The 15,620-nt window shown below is 55.3% G+C and carries 14 protein-coding genes, 1 tRNA gene and 5 pseudogenes; 9 read left to right on the forward strand and 11 right to left on the reverse strand.

The annotated features are described in order from the left end of the window. The 4 genes and pseudogenes from CK500_RS17615 to CK500_RS17865 form a co-directional block, all read left to right on the forward strand. Positions 1 to 555: pseudogene (locus tag CK500_RS17615) on the forward strand (IS6 family transposase); the annotation flags it as partial. 23 nt (positions 556 to 578) lie between these two features. Continuing rightward, on the forward strand, positions 579 to 992 hold the full coding sequence (locus CK500_RS16935; RefSeq protein ID WP_144049565.1) for a hypothetical protein: 414 nt from the start codon (positions 579 to 581) through the stop codon (positions 990 to 992). A gap of 177 nt (positions 993 to 1,169) precedes the next feature. Further along, positions 1,170 to 1,535 (forward strand): hypothetical protein, encoded by a 366-nt coding sequence (locus CK500_RS14835; RefSeq protein ID WP_233139211.1) that lies wholly within the window; start codon positions 1,170 to 1,172, stop codon positions 1,533 to 1,535. 176 nt (positions 1,536 to 1,711) lie between these two features. Next, positions 1,712 to 2,029, forward strand: a pseudogene (locus tag CK500_RS17865) (DUF7350 domain-containing protein); the annotation flags it as partial. A 45-nt stretch (positions 2,030 to 2,074) separates the two neighbouring features. Here the strand turns inward: CK500_RS17865 and CK500_RS17620 are convergent. After that, a pseudogene (locus CK500_RS17620) lies at positions 2,075 to 2,254 on the reverse strand (DUF63 family protein); the annotation flags it as partial. An 87-nt stretch (positions 2,255 to 2,341) separates the two neighbouring features. On the opposite strand from CK500_RS17620, the pseudogene CK500_RS17625 reads away from it, so the two are divergent. After that, positions 2,342 to 2,935 (forward strand): annotated as a pseudogene (locus CK500_RS17625) (DUF4350 domain-containing protein); the annotation flags it as partial. 244 nt (positions 2,936 to 3,179) lie between these two features. Here the strand turns inward: CK500_RS17625 and CK500_RS14845 are convergent. Continuing rightward, positions 3,180 to 3,854 carry a rhomboid family intramembrane serine protease gene (locus tag CK500_RS14845; RefSeq protein ID WP_394338259.1) on the reverse strand — a complete coding sequence of 225 codons (675 nt, stop codon included), beginning with the start codon at positions 3,852 to 3,854 and terminating at the stop codon, positions 3,180 to 3,182. 141 nt (positions 3,855 to 3,995) lie between these two features. Continuing rightward, positions 3,996 to 4,103 (reverse strand): annotated as a pseudogene (locus CK500_RS17835) (AN1-type zinc finger domain-containing protein); the annotation flags it as partial. Positions 4,104 to 4,294: 191 nt separating this feature from the next. On the opposite strand from CK500_RS17835, the gene CK500_RS14850 reads away from it, so the two are divergent. Beyond that, complete coding sequence (locus CK500_RS14850; RefSeq protein ID WP_095638008.1) at positions 4,295 to 5,296, forward strand: arsenic resistance protein; 1,002 nt, start codon at positions 4,295 to 4,297, stop codon at positions 5,294 to 5,296. A 243-nt stretch (positions 5,297 to 5,539) separates the two neighbouring features. Here the strand turns inward: CK500_RS14850 and CK500_RS14855 are convergent, their stop codons facing one another. Continuing rightward, positions 5,540 to 8,128: a heavy metal translocating P-type ATPase gene (locus CK500_RS14855; RefSeq protein WP_095638009.1), complete on the reverse strand. Its 2,589-nt coding sequence runs from the start codon at positions 8,126 to 8,128 to the stop codon at positions 5,540 to 5,542. Between the two features lie 313 nt (positions 8,129 to 8,441). On the opposite strand from CK500_RS14855, the gene CK500_RS14860 reads away from it, so the two are divergent. Beyond that, positions 8,442 to 8,678, forward strand: a complete 237-nt coding sequence (locus CK500_RS14860; protein WP_095638010.1) for a hypothetical protein — start codon at positions 8,442 to 8,444, stop codon at positions 8,676 to 8,678. A 21-nt stretch (positions 8,679 to 8,699) separates the two neighbouring features. Here the strand turns inward: CK500_RS14860 and CK500_RS14865 are convergent, their stop codons facing one another. From CK500_RS14865 to CK500_RS14875, 3 genes are all read right to left on the reverse strand, one after another. Next, positions 8,700 to 8,978 (reverse strand): hypothetical protein, encoded by a 279-nt coding sequence (locus CK500_RS14865; protein ID WP_233139212.1) that lies wholly within the window; start codon positions 8,976 to 8,978, stop codon positions 8,700 to 8,702. A 2-nt stretch (positions 8,979 to 8,980) separates the two neighbouring features. Further along, positions 8,981 to 9,982, reverse strand: coding sequence for a cytochrome d ubiquinol oxidase subunit II (locus CK500_RS14870; RefSeq protein ID WP_095638011.1), 1,002 nt, complete (start codon positions 9,980 to 9,982; stop codon positions 8,981 to 8,983). Between the two features lie 68 nt (positions 9,983 to 10,050). After that, a complete protein-coding gene (locus tag CK500_RS14875; protein WP_095638012.1) occupies positions 10,051 to 11,487 on the reverse strand; it encodes a cytochrome ubiquinol oxidase subunit I in 1,437 nt (478 codons plus the stop codon). Between the two features lie 117 nt (positions 11,488 to 11,604). Here CK500_RS14875 and CK500_RS14880 point away from each other — a divergent pair, with 117 nt between their 5' ends. Together CK500_RS14880 and CK500_RS14885 are read left to right on the forward strand one after the other, a co-directional pair. Then, the gene (locus CK500_RS14880) at positions 11,605 to 11,784 is read left to right on the forward strand and encodes a hypothetical protein (RefSeq protein ID WP_095638013.1); all 180 of its coding nucleotides are present in this window, start codon (positions 11,605 to 11,607) and stop codon (positions 11,782 to 11,784) included. Positions 11,785 to 12,434: 650 nt separating this feature from the next. Next, positions 12,435 to 12,509, forward strand: a tRNA-Glu gene (locus CK500_RS14885). Between the two features lie 155 nt (positions 12,510 to 12,664). Here CK500_RS14885 and CK500_RS14890 read toward each other — a convergent pair. The 4 genes from CK500_RS14890 to CK500_RS14905 all read right to left on the reverse strand — a co-directional run bounded on the left by CK500_RS14890 (position 12,665) and on the right by CK500_RS14905 (position 15,502). Continuing rightward, positions 12,665 to 12,871, reverse strand: coding sequence for a hypothetical protein (locus CK500_RS14890; protein WP_144049568.1), 207 nt, complete (start codon positions 12,869 to 12,871; stop codon positions 12,665 to 12,667). Between the two features lie 568 nt (positions 12,872 to 13,439). Then, positions 13,440 to 13,718: a DUF7521 family protein gene (locus CK500_RS17630; protein WP_095638015.1), complete on the reverse strand. Its 279-nt coding sequence runs from the start codon at positions 13,716 to 13,718 to the stop codon at positions 13,440 to 13,442. Continuing rightward, a complete protein-coding gene (locus CK500_RS14900; RefSeq protein WP_095638016.1) occupies positions 13,715 to 14,092 on the reverse strand; it encodes a winged helix-turn-helix domain-containing protein in 378 nt (125 codons plus the stop codon). Before CK500_RS14900 ends, CK500_RS17630 begins: the two co-directional genes overlap by 4 nt. A gap of 450 nt (positions 14,093 to 14,542) precedes the next feature. Continuing rightward, complete coding sequence (locus CK500_RS14905; protein WP_095638017.1) at positions 14,543 to 15,502, reverse strand: transcription initiation factor IIB; 960 nt, start codon at positions 15,500 to 15,502, stop codon at positions 14,543 to 14,545. Between the last annotated feature and the right edge of the window lie 118 nt (positions 15,503 to 15,620).

Below are 15,620 nucleotides of genomic sequence, written 5' to 3' on the forward strand. Positions count from 1 at the left end.
GAGATCATTGAAGTAGGTATTCACCTCCACGTTGCTGGATTATCAGTTGCGAATACCAAACAGATACTCGATAAATTGGGTGTCAAGCGCAGTCGAACGGCCATCCACAACTGGGTGCAGAAAGCCGACCTACAGCCGGAAAGCGATGCCGAGCCGAATCACATCGCGGTGGACGAGACGGTGATTCAGGTCAACGACCAGCGCCACTGGCTGTACGCGGCAGTCGATCCCGCCACGAACGAAATCCTCCATGTCCGGCTGTTTCAGACGTGAACGACGCAGCTCACCGTGCTGTTTCTGCGTGATCTCCGCGAGCAACAGCAGATCGAGCAAGCGACCTTTCTCGTCGACGGTGCAACGCACTTGGCGAGTGCGCTCGACCGGCTCGGCCTCGATTTCCGCTACGAAAAACACGGAAATCGAAACAGCGTCGAACGTGTCTTTCGAGAGGTAAAACGACGAACTTCCTCGTTCTCAAATACGTTCGGCAACGCGTCGCTTATTTCGGCTGAGTCGTGGTTGCAAACCTTCGCCGTCTGGTGGAACCAATGCTAAACTTAACACGACGTGATCAGCCGGTGATCGTTTGGGATTCAGGGATTCAGGCCCAGATCACCATTGAAAGTCGCTCTGAAGAAACGGTGAGAGAGTTCACGTATAGTGCTCGTGTGGTTCATGAATCTGCAGAGGGGTACGGGGAGGAGATTCGACAAGAACACGAATTCCAACTTTCGGACCTCTCGGAAGCACAGGAGCGCATCGTGTCCAAGGCGATCTCGGATGAACATGGTTATAGGGTATCACAAGATGAATCAATTCCGGATAGCTTTGACGAGCTGGTTGAGTACTTTTCTGGTGAGGAAACAGTCACTCCAGAGGATAATACCGCGGATTCTACTGTGTCTGGTGTGTATATTGTTGAGTACGAAGAGACGAATTACTGGATAGAGGTATTCCGACCAGAAGACAGAAACGAAACTTCGAACTCGTAAACTAGCTGCTATTTGTAAACGATCGATTCTGTTGAAATCATCAGCGGCATATACATTCTGACCTCGGCTGCGGTCAGTACAGGTGGTGCAATTACCAACGACGCCCAACTCAAATGAATTACCGGAACAAGGACAAATAGTCAAAAAGCCTATTATCACTACTATGTGGTTTCAGGTATGTCCTTGAAGCGGCGAGCCATTCTCTTGGGCGGTGCGGCAACGGTCGGATTTGGGGCTCTTGGTTACTATGGGATAACGAGGTGCGACGAGGTCGCCTGTTTTTCTTTTGAGTTTCAGGGTGCTGACCATGTGGCTAATAGATTAGATGTTCAGCATACGGGTGGCCAGGAGAGCCTACAAGCGGGTGATGTGTACTTCCGCGAGGTTGTTGTTGATTGGGAGTCCCGAGAGACAGACACCATCGCATGGTCTGAGTTAGATGATGAGATGGAGCCAAGCGACACGATTGATGGCGATGAAAGTACGGCTCCAACTCTTGCGGGAAACGAACGTTGTGGAAATCCTGTGGCGGCAGGAGGGTGAGGAGACACTCATCGGAGCATGGGTTGACGAAGACGACGATGCTAGATAGGCACTCTTCAGCGACTAGCTGTTTCAGACGAGAATATGTCTGAAGAGTAGGAGTTCAACAGAGCCAGATTCGCCGGTTAGGCAAAAAATCGGGCACCCACGGGACAGTCGATCTAATGGATATGGACATGATCCCTGAACCGGTCGTACCGACAAAATCCGAGCTTCCCGGTCGATTACTCCACGAAGGGCAATCCGGCGACGCGGCGATACTCGTCGCTCTCGTAGACGGTGACCATCGGTTTAGTGATACTGAAGGACCCTTCTTGATCGTTTCTCCGCGCACGCCCTACAATCGCGTGATGCTCCCGAGGATGACTCTCTCAGCAACACTCAACCGAGGAGGGGACACAGTCGCCCAAGGGCCACTCCAAGCGTCCCTTGATCCCGATCTCGGGAGTTTCTATGGGATGAGCCTTGATGAACTCAACTCGGGCGATACGGTCAGAATCGCCGTAGAGACGCCACCCCAACTAGCGCGGCACGATGGCTACGAAACCGCGGTTCGCCAGCGCGTACGTCGCGAGGACGCAGGCGAGAGTGAACCCGAACGCGGTAAAGTAGATGAACGGGCTGATCAACACCGCGCTCGCGGGGAAGGGAATCAGCGGCTCCGTGCCGGCACGGACCGCGGCGACGCCCGAGTCCTCGACGGTGCGGAGCGCGCCGCCTCCAACAAGACGATCGTCATCGACCAGAATCATAACAACAGCGTCACGCCTGAGGCAATCAGTCCCTTGGTTACGCGCCTACTTGAAGCCGGCCACGATGTGGAGTTCTATACCGACGAGATAGCCGAGCACCAGAGCTTCAACGAGATGCTCGCAAGCGCCGATGCATTTGTCGTCATCGGACCCGGTGAGCAGTACAACGCCAGTGAGCAGACCCGGATAGCCCGCTTCTCCGACAACGGCGGCCGGATCCTGCTCGTCAACGAACCTACCCAACGGGGAGCTAACGGGCCGGCACGCTCGACGCCAATGACGAACATTGCCAGCGAGTTCGGACTCGGATACGATGCGGGCTGCCTCTACAATCTAGCGTGGTACAACACAAACTACCGCGCCGTCTATGCCAAGCCGGCCAATGATTCGTCGATCACCAAGGGGGTCGATCGGGTCACGATGTACACTGCCCGCCCGGTCGTGGGCGGATCGGCCACGCTTGTGACGAACGAGACGGCAGCGCTCTCAACAACTCGGCGGCAGGCACAGTATACTGTCGTCGCTCGCGAAGGGAACGTCATCGCCCTCGGGGACCGCTCCCTGCTCGGTTCCGATTACATCTACACCAACGATAACGAGGTCCTCGTGAGTAACATCGTCAAGTTCCTCGTCTCCGGATCGCGGTAGCAGAGCGGAGTCTCAGAAACTTTTTACAGGATATCAACTAGCGGCGATAGAACATTTTCACACTGGGTTCGATCTTTCTTCGAGGAGAGAATCCGCCGAGTTTGACGATCAGTAACCTCGATATGCGCTGTGTTGAGAGGTTCGACAACTACTGTTTACGACGGAGAAGATGTCACAATTGACCAAATTTCTAGCAATTGGTGAAACAGCTGATAGCGAGGATAGAGACTATATGTGCGTTCACTCAGAAGCGGCACCGATCTGAGCCGCCTGAACCACGGCCGACATGAATTGATTCAGGGACGTCATATCTTTTCTTAACAACCGCTCCATATGCGAGACCGATACCCAGCCCCGTGAGGTGGGCCCAATTCGCTACACTTCCAGGACCGATAGCGGAGAGACCAGCGACAGCTGAGAAGATGGCGAATCCGATGGTTAGTATCCAGAGAGGTACCGGGAGGAGAAAGTACAGATACACTGTGAGCTTGGGTCGGAGAACAGTGAGTACTCCCATCACAGCTATGATGGCGCCCGACGAACCGACAACTCCCGACTGCATTCCTGGATTCAAAAGTAGTGTCGCCCCAACCTGTGCGAGGCCAGCGAACACGCCCGCAACGAGAAATAACGCTACAAAGCGTGCCTTTCCGAGGCGACGCTCAACAACCGGCCCGAAGAAGTACAGCGCAATGCTGTTGACAGAGATGTGAGTGAAGCCACCATGGGCGAAAATGGATGTTATCCACGTCCAGACATACATGGGCTGCTGTGGCGAAAGGACAAACACCGACCGCCACAGTGAGGATCCGGGAGAAATGTCAATAAAAAGAGGAAAAATGACAAACTGTATTATGAACGTTGCCCACATAAGCCCGAGGAAGAGATAAGTTGTATTTCGGCGGAGAATCCCGATCACCCCACTGGTGGGCGTTTGCCGGTCAACAATCGATTTCGCTCGCTCAATAGTACTTTCCTCAGAGCGATCACGATTCTCAACAGAGGTGTCAACTCCAGAATTGAAAACCCCTTTCGACTCGTTCCAGTCATTCAGACCGGGGCAATTATGATTCTCTGGGAGGCGATGATCGGCACAGAATGTGTCCCCACACCGGCGACAGTGGTACGGCATACTTTCATACGCACCGCATTGGTCGCACTCAGCCATCGTTACGAATAATCCAGTTCATGTGGCTCTGTTGAAATCCTTAGGAACTGGTAGGACCGGCGTGCGAGATACAGAGGGTGTATCTATCAACGACTCTTGATTCGCGTCAGCTCCCCCGTTACAGCCCGACGAAGCGATAGTGTAACTGGTAGCGAAGGGTGTTAGGCTCGTCCCCACGAACCCTTGTCCGAATGGACGCTAAGGAGTGGCTCCGTCGGCACCAAGTCCTCGTGTACGCAGTTGCCGTCGCGCTGGCGGTGGTCATCGGAGCGGGCCGTCCGATGTGGGCCACGCCCATCGAGGGACTCATCAACCCCGTGCTGGCCGTCCTGCTGTACGTCACGTTCCTCGAAATCCCGTTTGTGCGGCTCCGCCGGGCGTTCACGAACGGGCGGTTCATCGGAGTGGCCCTCGGGCTGAACTTCCTCGTTGTACCGGTCGTGGTGTGGGGACTCACCCGAGTCCTCCCGTCCGACCGAGTCGTCCTCGTCGGTGTCCTGATGGTACTACTGACGCCGTGCATCGACTACGTCATCACTTTCACCGACCTCGCGGACGGCGACGCCGAACAGCTCACCGCGACGACACCGGCGCTGATGCTGGTGCAACTGCTCCTGCTCCCGTTGTACCTGTGGCTGTTCGTCGGCCCGGAGATCGCGGCGGTCATCGAGGCCGGCCCGTTCATCGAGGCGTTCGTGCTGATCATCGCGCTGCCGCTGGGGCTGGCGTGGCTCACCGAAGCCGGCGCGGAGCGCTCCGGGCGGGTCGCGGGGTGGCAGGAGACGCTGGGGTGGTTTCCCGTGCCGATGATGGGCGTAACACTGTTCGTCGTCATCGCCTCGCAACTCCCGCGTGTACAGGACGCCTTCGATCAAATTGTAGTGGTCGTGCCGGTCTACGTCGCGTTTCTCTTCGTCATGCCGTTGCTCGGACGATTGGTGAGCGGCCTGTTCGGGATGGACGTTGGCGAGCGGCGGGCACTGGTGTTCACGTCCGTGACACGGAACTCTCTGGTCGTCTTGCCGCTGGGGCTTGCGCTGCCAGCGGGTTACGAGTTGGTGCCGGCTATCATCGTGACGCAGACGCTGGTCGAGTTGAGTGGGATGGTGGTACTCACGCGAGTCGTGCCGGCGGTACTAGTTCCGGCTCCGCCGGCTGACGACAGCCAGCCCACTGTACCGAGTGGTGAGTGATTCCCGGCGGTGGCCGATTCGCGCTCTATATTCAGCACATCTGCAAAACATATCACCTGCTGAGGATTTCAACAGAGCCGTTCATGTGTAAATTCGGGTATCAAGTGTTTATCAGTGATGATTTCACAGTTAGGATTCTTCAGTATACCGAATCCACCAGTCTCTGTTGGTAGATTTATTAGTCGAGCATTTTTCATTCGTGTTCATCCCCAACTGGTGAATGTTAATAACCGATCAAGTTAATTACTCGCTCAGTAACGAATCTGGCTTGATTCTGGAGAGCCGCATCGCGTTGCCGGTGACACCAAGAGTCATACCAGCATCGCCAATAAGGACAGCTGCCCAGATCGGGACGAGTCCGAAGGGCACACCGAGTGCGAGAAGCCCTTTTGCACCCAGACTTGTCCAGATGTTCTGCCGGATGACGCTATTCGCATCGTGCGAGAGTTCGTAGAGGTACGGTAGCTTCGATAGGTCGTCGCTCATCAGTGCGATGTCTGCTGTTTCGAGAGCAGTATCCGTTCCAGCGGCACCCATCGCAATACCCACGGTCGCCGTCGCAAGCGCGGGTGCGTCGTTAACGCCGTCGCCGATCATTGCGACGCCGGCGTACTGTTCGTCGAGTTCTTTGATCGCCTCGACCTTCTCGTCGGGCAGGAGTTCTGCGCGGAACTCGTCAACGCCGACCTCCTCGGCAATCGCCCGGGCCGTACGTTCGTTGTCACCGGTAAGCATAACGATGTGCTCAACGCCGAGATCGTGGAGCCGCTGGATCGCTGCCTTCGCTCCGGGTCGAATCTCGTCGGCCACGGCGATCACGCCCTCAATCTCGTCCTCAGTCCCGACTAAGACGACAGTCTTCCCTTGTGATTGGAGTTCGGGGACCGTCCCCTCAAGAAGGTCGAGACAGTTGTTGCGCTCACACATCTGCTGACTCTTCGTCGTGACGACACCGCCGTCGGTCGTCGCGTGGACGTGTTCGAGATTGAACCCGAGTTCCTCGAAGAATCCCGGTTTCCCTGCGTAGTGTTTCTTGCCGTCGAGAGAGGCTTCGACGCCTTTCCCGGTGATACTATCGAAATCATCGACTGTCGGCGCTCCGATATCACTCTCCTCGGCGAATTCGATGATTGCATCGCCGATGGGGTGTTCCGACCGCGATTCCAGCCCGCGGGCACAGCGGAGAACATCGTCCTCACTGTTGTCGTTCAACGGGACGACGTCGGTGACGGTGAGTTCGCCTTTGGTGATCGTGCCGGTCTTGTCCATTGCAATGGCGTCCACCGCGCCCATCGCCTCGAGATGGTTGCCGCCCTTGATGAGGACACCATTCTTCGCGGCGCTGGTGATCCCCGACACCACCGAGACGGGTGTGGAAATAACGAACGCACAGGGACATGCAAGCACAAGCAGCGTGAGGCCGTAGACGATGAACGTCGGCCACGATGCCCCGAATAGGAGCGGCGGGACAACTGCAACCAGGACCGCAAAGCCGACGACGACGGGGGTGTAGTATGATGAGAACCGCTCGACGAACTGCTCGCGTTCGGTTTTGTTGGACTGTGCGTCTTCGACCATCTGGACGATGCGCGAGAGTGTGTTATCGCCCGCTTCGGAGGTGACCTCGATTTCGAGATAGCCCTGTTCGTTGATTGTGCCAGCGTACACCTCGTCACCCGGTGTCTTGTCCACTGGCACGCTCTCGCCTGTGATGGGGGCTTGGTTGACAGCACTCTCTCCGTCAAGAACCTCGCCGTCCATCGGGATTTTTTCACCCGGACGCACGACGACGACATCGCCGACAGCCACGTTATCGACAGGAACGGTTACCTCTTCGCCATCGCGTTTTACGGTCGCCTCGTCCGGCGATAGATCCATCAACTCTTGGAGTGAGTTCCGGGCACGATCCATCGAATAGCGTTCAAGCAGCTCTGCAATACTGAACAGGAACGTGAGCGTAGCGGCCTCAAAGTAGAGCGCTTCCCCGAAGACGAGGCTGGCGATGATGGCGCCGCTGATGGCAATACTCATCAACAGGTCGATGTCGAGATTCCGGTTCAACGCAGAGTAGTAGCCGTTGCGGAAAATGATCTGGCCAGCGATCCCAACCGCGCCGAGGAACAGGATATCGGCGACAAGTAACTCGCGCCCGACGAGCTCGGCTACGAGAACGTTCTGGCCGGTGAGGAAGAATTCGAAGAGGAGTCCAAGCGCGACGAATCCACCGCTGATCCAGGTTTTGATCGCCCGCGAGCTGGTCCAGACGCTCTCGCGTTCATCGATAGGGTCGCTTTCGGTGTCCGTGCTGTCCGCTGTCGAGTTAGTCACCTCGTAGCCAGCGCTCTCGATTGCCGCAACGATCTTCGATGGTGAGACGGAGTCGCCATCATAGGTCGTAATCACCTTGCCAGTCGTCGGCTGTGTCTCGTAACTCGAGAGTCCCGCGAGGTCATCGAGAGCATTCTCGATTTTTCCCGCACAGGAGGGGCAGTCCATCTCGGGGACGGTGAACGTCGCGGTCGTCTCGCCCTGATTTTCGACCGTGTAGCCAGCTTTTTCGACGCGTTTGGTAATCGCGTCTGGCGACGTTTGATCTCCCTCGTAGGAGACAGAGAGAGTTCCTGTCGTCACTTGTGGATCGACGGCGGTGATTCCGTCGAGTTTCCGGACGCTATTTTCCACTTTCCCCGCACAGGATGGACAGTCCATCTCGGGCACCGAGAACTGGGCCACTTCGCTCTCTTCCGACGGTGTCGCGATTACGTCGTCGGCTCCGTGTCCATCGTGGTCGTGGTCGTGGTCGTGACCACCTTCTTCTGGTGGTGACGTCATTATGTGAAATGAATGCTCTCAAACTTATTAACTTGACTGCTATATATCCCCCCTATATTAACAATATTTATTAAATTTTGTGGTGTGAGATAATAAAGTGGATGATTTACAGCCAGCCAAGGGACGGCTCGGAGATTTGATTCGAGCCTACTCATTGGTGCCTACATTAACAGTAGTCTATCTGATACATTTTCGCCCACTATCGGTAGTTCCCATCGTTCCTAATTACGGACTCTGCTTCTGGGAGAAAATGAGATCGACGTCAGAGATCCGTTTGTATATATGGTCTGAATTCATATGCGGGAATATAATCATGACATTACTCAAACAGGCGCTTGCGAGGGCCTATAAGTATCAGATGTACTTCCTCGGCGTCTCGGGGTTCGTCATCGCTGGGCTCGCCGTTACCTACGGCGTCCAGACCGAAGACACGGTGGCGGCACTCGGTGCACTCCTGTTTCTGCCGAATGCGGTTGTCCTCCTCGGCATCGGGCTCCGAGAACAAGGATTGATCGGCAATCTATCGCCATCGGGATCCAACCCAGAGTAACGCCCTTCTGGCACATTTCTCTTAGTTCGTTTCGACAAGCGTGAGCCGCTGCTGTATCATCTGATCGACGTTGTACAGGAGCACGCTGACCGAGGCGAGGACGGTTCCCAGATAGACGATCAATCCGGGTGGTCCGGAAACCGTTCCACCGAGGGCCGCGCCACCGAGTCCAACAACGATGAGCTCAGCCCACGTCAGCAGGATGCGCGACAACAACCACGTTCGGTCGGCATCAATCGATTGCTCGTCCGACGCGACGGTGGGCCCTTCCCCGTCGTCAGGAACGTTGGCGTCGACCACTGTCAGTAAGCCTCCTCGGGGGATATGGGACCACTGAACGCCGAGTAGAGCACGACAAAGTAGCTTGCCACCAGCGGCAACAACAGTGCGGCGGCTATTGACATCAGATTCAGCGGGAGCGTCGAGACGATGGTTTCGCTGATCGTTGCTCCAGTTGCTGGGTCGATGGCGGGATACATAATAATCCCCACGACGGTGATCAGCCCGTACGTGAGGACCGCTGCCGCCCCGAGTGCCAGTAGACTCTCACCGCGCCGCATGGCGACGATGTATCCCGCGGTGAGGCCGATCGAAATCACCACTAACACGACGATGGTCGGATGTAGCAGTGTTAACAGCCCACCGGGCAGTCGCACGGCGAGGATCGCTAGCGTTCCCACCACCGCCACCAAGTAGCCGACGACCGCGAACTGACCGTACGTCGACACCCGCTCGGGCAGAACGAGTGGCGCTTTCAGCCGGAGGAACGCCGCCCCGGAGACGACCGTCAGCAGCGTCAGCGTGAAGCCGACGACGACCCCGATGAGCGAGACGGATCCCTCGTTGCCGACGAGCCAGTTGCCGGCGAAGACACCGAGCAGGAAGGGCGCGAGGACGCTCCCGGCAACGAAGGCGACACTCCACGCCCGCTGCCAGCGCTCGTCATGACGCTGTTCGTACATTTCAGGCGCCAGCCCACGAAGGATGAGCGCACCCAAAATCCCGAACATCAGCAGGTAGTGTCGGCTGAACAGGTTCGCGTAGGCCGCGGGAAAGGCAGCAAAGAGTGTGCCGCCAAAGACGACCAGCCAGACCTCGTTGCCGTCCCAGAACGGACCGACGGCAGCGAGGACAGCCTCATGTTCCCGGTCGGTATTGAGCAGACCGTAAATCGCCCCTGCCCCGAAATCGAACCCATCGAGAAACAGGAACGTCGCTAGCAGCGTGAAGATGAGACCGAACCACATCTCAGGGAGAGGGAGGCCGAACAGCGGTCCAGCACTGAGCGACTCGACGCTAATCATTGATGCTACCTCCCGGCTGTCCGCTGGCAGTATCAGTCTGTGTCGACCTCCCTATGACCGTCGGCACGTCAGTCATCGTCGGCACCTCCCGCGGCCGACGTGTCTGACATAGGTGTGCGATCAGGACGCTCGCGAAGCTGTTCGCGACCGGGCGGGCCGTTGCGGATGACCCGAGTGATAACGTAGGTATACAGCCCGAGCAACGCAAGGTACACCACGGCGAAGCCAACGAGTGAGATCGTCGCTTCAGTTCCCGTTAACCCAGGTGAGACCGCTTCACTGGTCTTCATCACATCCTGAATGACCCACGGCTGTCTGCCGACCTCGGTGACGATCCAGCCGAGTTCGACCGCGAGGATGCCCAGCAGTGACGAGCCCATCAGTGCCTTGTGTAACAGACCATCATTCAGTAGCTGGCCCTTGTACCATCGGTAGCCACCCCAGAACGATAATAGGATGAACCAAAAACCCATACCGACCATCGCACGGAAAGCCCAGAAGACGATAGCGACCGGCGGCGCCTGGCTCTCAAAGGTGTTCAATCCACGTATCTCGGCGGTCGGATCCCCCCCGCTGGCGAGCCACGACGCGCCACCGGGTATCCCGATGCCGAACAGTTCCTTCGCCCGTGGGTCGGTGATCGAATCGAGGTTCGTCGGGACGGCGATAAGATACTCAGGCACGTAGGAGTCGGTCTCCCAGACGGCCTCCATTGCGGCAAACTTCTGCGGTTGGGTTTCGGCTACCGAGCGGGCGTACATGTCGCCCTGATAGACTTGAAACGGGGCCGTGATCAGCAGAGCGACGAGGGCGATCTTCAGGGTCGTCTCCCAGAAATTCACGTTGTCGACATCGACCTCACGAACGTGGTGTTTGAACACGTAGTAGGCGGCGATGCCGGCCATGAAGAGCGCGACCGATTCGACGGCTGCGTTCTGCATGTGGACAAACATGTATCCGAACCGGGGATTAAAATACGCTGCAAGCGGATCAACGAGCTTGACGACCGTCTGGCCGCCCTCGGTGACTAGTTCATAGCCACGCGGGGTCTGCATCCATGAGTTCGCGATGAGAATCCACACGGCCGAGAGCCATGTGCCAAGACCGACAGCGACGCTTGAAATGAAGTAGAGTGTGTCACCGACGCGCTCACGGCCGAAGACGAAGATCCCGAGGAACGTCGCCTCTAGCATGAACGCCATCATCCCCTCAACGGCTAGCGGGCCACCAAACAGTTCGCCGGCGGCAATCGAAAACGCCGCGAAGTTCGTCCCGAATTCGAATTCGAGGACGATTCCAGTAACGGTGCCGACAACAAAGGAGATGGCGAAGATCTTGGTCCAGAAGCGACGCAACTGTTCGTACACCGGCTCGCCAGTTCGAATATCCTTCCATGTAAAATAGATAAGAAACGGGGCTAACCCCATGCTCATCACCGGAAAGATAATATGGACGGTTGTGGTGAGGGCGAACTGGAGCCGGCTAGCGATAAGTGGATCGACCATGACTGAAGGAGTGGCTAACAGCCGATTTTAAAGAACAGATCATGTTAAACATATCCTCACCTCCTTCTCGCCGGGAAGCGGCGAACCGTTTATTATGTCGACCGATAACGCCGCCGTATGGATACCCGGCGTGTCGTTTTCGTGCTCGTCTGTCTGGTGACGGCGATTATGGCTATCAGAGGATTTGTCGCGCTCCAGAACGGGGAGTTCAACACGGTCGGGCGACAGCTCGGTGTGGGGGCGATTGTCTTCATCTTCGGGATCGCACTTGTCCGTCGATGGGATGAGATCGGGTAATAATTGACGTAGCGTTCGGTGGTTCATCAACACTCAACACAGTCCACAATCGGCAGGTCACATCGAGTTAGCGGAGAGCCACAACGGATAGAATTATTAGGCTCTGTTGAAATCCTATTCTTCAGATAGGTTCTCGTGTGAAACAGCCGGTCAGTAGATCTGCCTACTCCGCAATCAAGAATTATACAGTTCTATTCCCGGTTACTCAGTCCGGCACCAATTGCAGCACCAAGTGCCACTCCGATAGCGAGCCAGAGTCCGATATTATCCGTAGCAGAACCGATAGCGACCCCAATCGCAAGTCCAATCGCCATCCCTATTCCCGTGTCTTTCCCGCTCGGTCCTGTCTCGCTTTCCCCGCTCATGTACTATCAGGGGACGTTAGGAGACGGTAAGTCCACCGTCTGGATTGATCGCAGCTGGGTCAAATATATCACTTGCTGAGGATTTCAACAGAGCCCAAAGTCCCCAATATAAGAGGCAAAGGAGGATACCCAATACGTAGGACACCGACCTCATTTGACGTACCGAACTCGCAAAGTCGGAGTGACCATGGATTCGTTATGTAGACATCATGAGTCGTCTACGGATGTCGAATTCTGTTTCGTGAAGTGATTAGGCTTAACTGGATTCACCAGTGAGATCAATATGCTCCGTTGGTGTAGCTCGGCCAATCATCTCGACATCTCGCGCCGAGGACCGAGGTTCAAATCCTCGATGGAGCATATCCAACCCGCTTCGACTTTCTATAGGCCGCCCTCGTATCTGCCCACTACACGACTAGCTTCACAGAATCACGTGTTGGGCAGGTATACCTTCGTAGAACTAGTTGCAACCACCAGCCTATGTCTGGTTGCTTTTGCTACCGCAACGGTCGTATTTACCGTAGGCGGAACTCCTGCAAACACGTTGTCGACGGCAGGTAGCTGTCAAGAAAGTCAGTGGCATCCTCGTCATCGCCGATCAGAACGATGATCTTCGTATCACGGTTGCTCAGCTGCGTGAGCGTGTCGTCTCTACCCAATTGTGACTCGCCGACGACAACGTCGTCGTTTCGGAGACACTCGAAGACGATTTCGTCGAACACGATGATACCGCGGATCACTATTCCTCGATACTCGTTGCGACGGAGAGTGGTGTCGTGAACTCGAGTACCCATGGACACCCGATCAAGACACTGACAACGCCGTCAGGATGGCGATCGAGACGTCAGACCCCATCACGAGCGACCAGCCGCCAGCAAGTACCGCTCCGTCCACGACGACTGGAATAACGGACGACCCGAACCGATCGATCCCTCACTGGACGCCGTGGTCTCCACTCTGGTGACTCCAGACCCACGTGATGAGCCGTCAACGCTGCTGGATACACTGTCACTCACCGTGAACACAGCAGCCCCGTTTGTGACGACCGCTTCGCCGACGAGATTGTCGCCCACTCGCATCAGGGTTGGAAGGTGATTCACCCGCCGTGACTGCCTTCTCGACCGCACATTCGCTCTCGGCAAGCACCCTATCGACCGAGATACGTTCGCCCTCACAGACAAGCACGCTCACCCGTTATTCGAGACTACCCAATTTCTATCAGCTTCAAAGAATTTCAACAGAGCTACTTCTGTGGTTTCAGATAGCAAATACGATATGACGAGATCAGAGCTATTTCTGAATATACAAAGAATACATAATAATCGTGAGTGCGAAAGCGACGAACATACTATTTATGAGGACAACATATGCCAATGAGACAGAGAAGAACTGATTAGCTACGCCTGTCAACAGTGCTCCGAGCGTGAGGACACCAAATCCGATACCCAGAACGCGGAGAGAATTCTCACCAGTTCGCCGATAAGCTTTGAACGCGATATAAGTAATTCCACCCCCGAGAATCAGGATTACAAACTTAACTATCGCAATTGCGGGTACAACTCCCTTCATATTTCGTCCCCCATCATTGTCCAGATGTCAGCAAGTCGCTCGTCGGTAGACTGTGATAGCCGCTCGATATTCACCGAAAACTCACCCGTGTCATCCATAGAAATCAGTACGTCATTGAATGACCGCTCGTAGTGAGTGACACGTCCGCCACCGGGATTGATCGTATCCCGCTTTCGTACGAGAGCAGCGGAGCTGAGAAGTTCTAACTTGCGATACAACGTCGACTTGGGGATGTCACAGACATCGCTCAATTCGTTTGCAGTCATGGGTTCAATGGTTTCGCGGAGAATGGATCGACACTCAGGATCATCCAACGCATCGAGGACATCCTGTAACGCCGGTGTGTCCTCAGATGACGCAGAATTGTCTCGCATTGTTCTATTAAATGTGTTGGGCGGAATGTGGTGTCCGATTGTTTTTCGGGAATGCTCCTAATGGTTCGGATCCAAGACCGGTTACGATATCCAGCTCATACCAGGTAAGTTGTCGAAAGAATCGCGAGATGAGAGTCGGCATAGTGATACTAATAGCGGGGTGTTATAACCTATACTGAGTTTCGGATCGTTGTGCCGTTTCTTCAATGATTTCGTAGAGGTCTCGCCCGAGCGAACTGATGAACTCGTCATTATGAAAGTGGGTACATGTTTGTTCGCCAGCAGTCGGATATCCGTCAACGGCATTAAGAGTCTCTATTACGTAAGAAGATGGCTGGCTACTAACTGTTGTATCTCGATCAATCTTGGTCTCTATCTGAAATTTGCTCATATTAGAATTAGGACTATGAGTGAATGAAGAGCTGTTTGCTGTCCGAACGGACCACCCATTCAGGCATGCTTCTCATACACCTCAAGAAGTTCCTGATATCGATTTTGGATCGTTACTTGGCTGACGTGGGCGATTTCACTTACAGTCTCCTGTGTGAGCTGTTCGTTCGTAAGATGGGTCGCAGCATACAGCGCGGCGGCCGCCAACCCTGCCGGGTTTTTCCCACTGTGGGCACCATTATCTGTTGCCACCCCAAGAAGTTCTCTAGAACGCCGTTCTGCTTCGTCGCTCACATCAAGTGATGACGCGAATTGTGGAAGATATTGAGTCGGATTTTGCGGCTCGATCTCCAACCCGAGTTCACGGGAAAGATATCGGTATGCTCGCTGGACTCGGATTTTTTTGACACGACTTACGTCGGAGAATTCAGTCAGTGGACGTGGCGTCCCATGCTGTCGAGCAGCTGCATACAACGAAGCCGTTGACATCCCCTCAATCGATCGGCCAGGTAGCAGGTCCTTCTCTACAGCACGCTTATACAGGATTCCGGCAGTTTCTCGGACTGATTTCGGAAGATCGAGAGCCGACGCCATGCGGTTGATCTCACCCAGCGCTTGCTTGAGATTCCGCTCGTGGGCATCTTTCGCCCGAAACCGCTCATCCCACATCCGAAGGCGCTGTAGTTGAGCGCGTTTGCGATCAGGAACTGCTTGTCCGTAGGCATCCTTGTCCCGCCAACCAATGGTAGTACTCAGTCCCTTATCATGCATCAGATGCGTCGTCGGGGCGCCAACACGACTCTTTTCATCACGTTCTTCCGACGTGAACGCACGCCATTCCGGGCCGTGATCGACTCGACTTTCCTTGAAAATCAACCCACAACCTTCACAAGTCGATTCACCTCCATTGCCCTTCTGAATGATTTGGCCTTGACACTCAGGACACACATTGCTCTCGATACACTCCGAGACCCGCTTTCGACTATCTAACGACTGTTCGTTGCTTTGTTTTTGACACATAATGATAATCTCATGGACCGGTTTGTACTCCCAAATCGTGGGTCTTCTTGACAATTCGGAGGAGTGGCTCCGCAATGAATAAGTGGCGGAATCCCACTTAGGAGGAATCCGAGCTATA

This window comes from Halorubrum salipaludis, from assembly GCF_002286985.1.
Lineage (GTDB): Archaea > Halobacteriota > Halobacteria > Halobacteriales > Haloferacaceae > Halorubrum > Halorubrum salipaludis.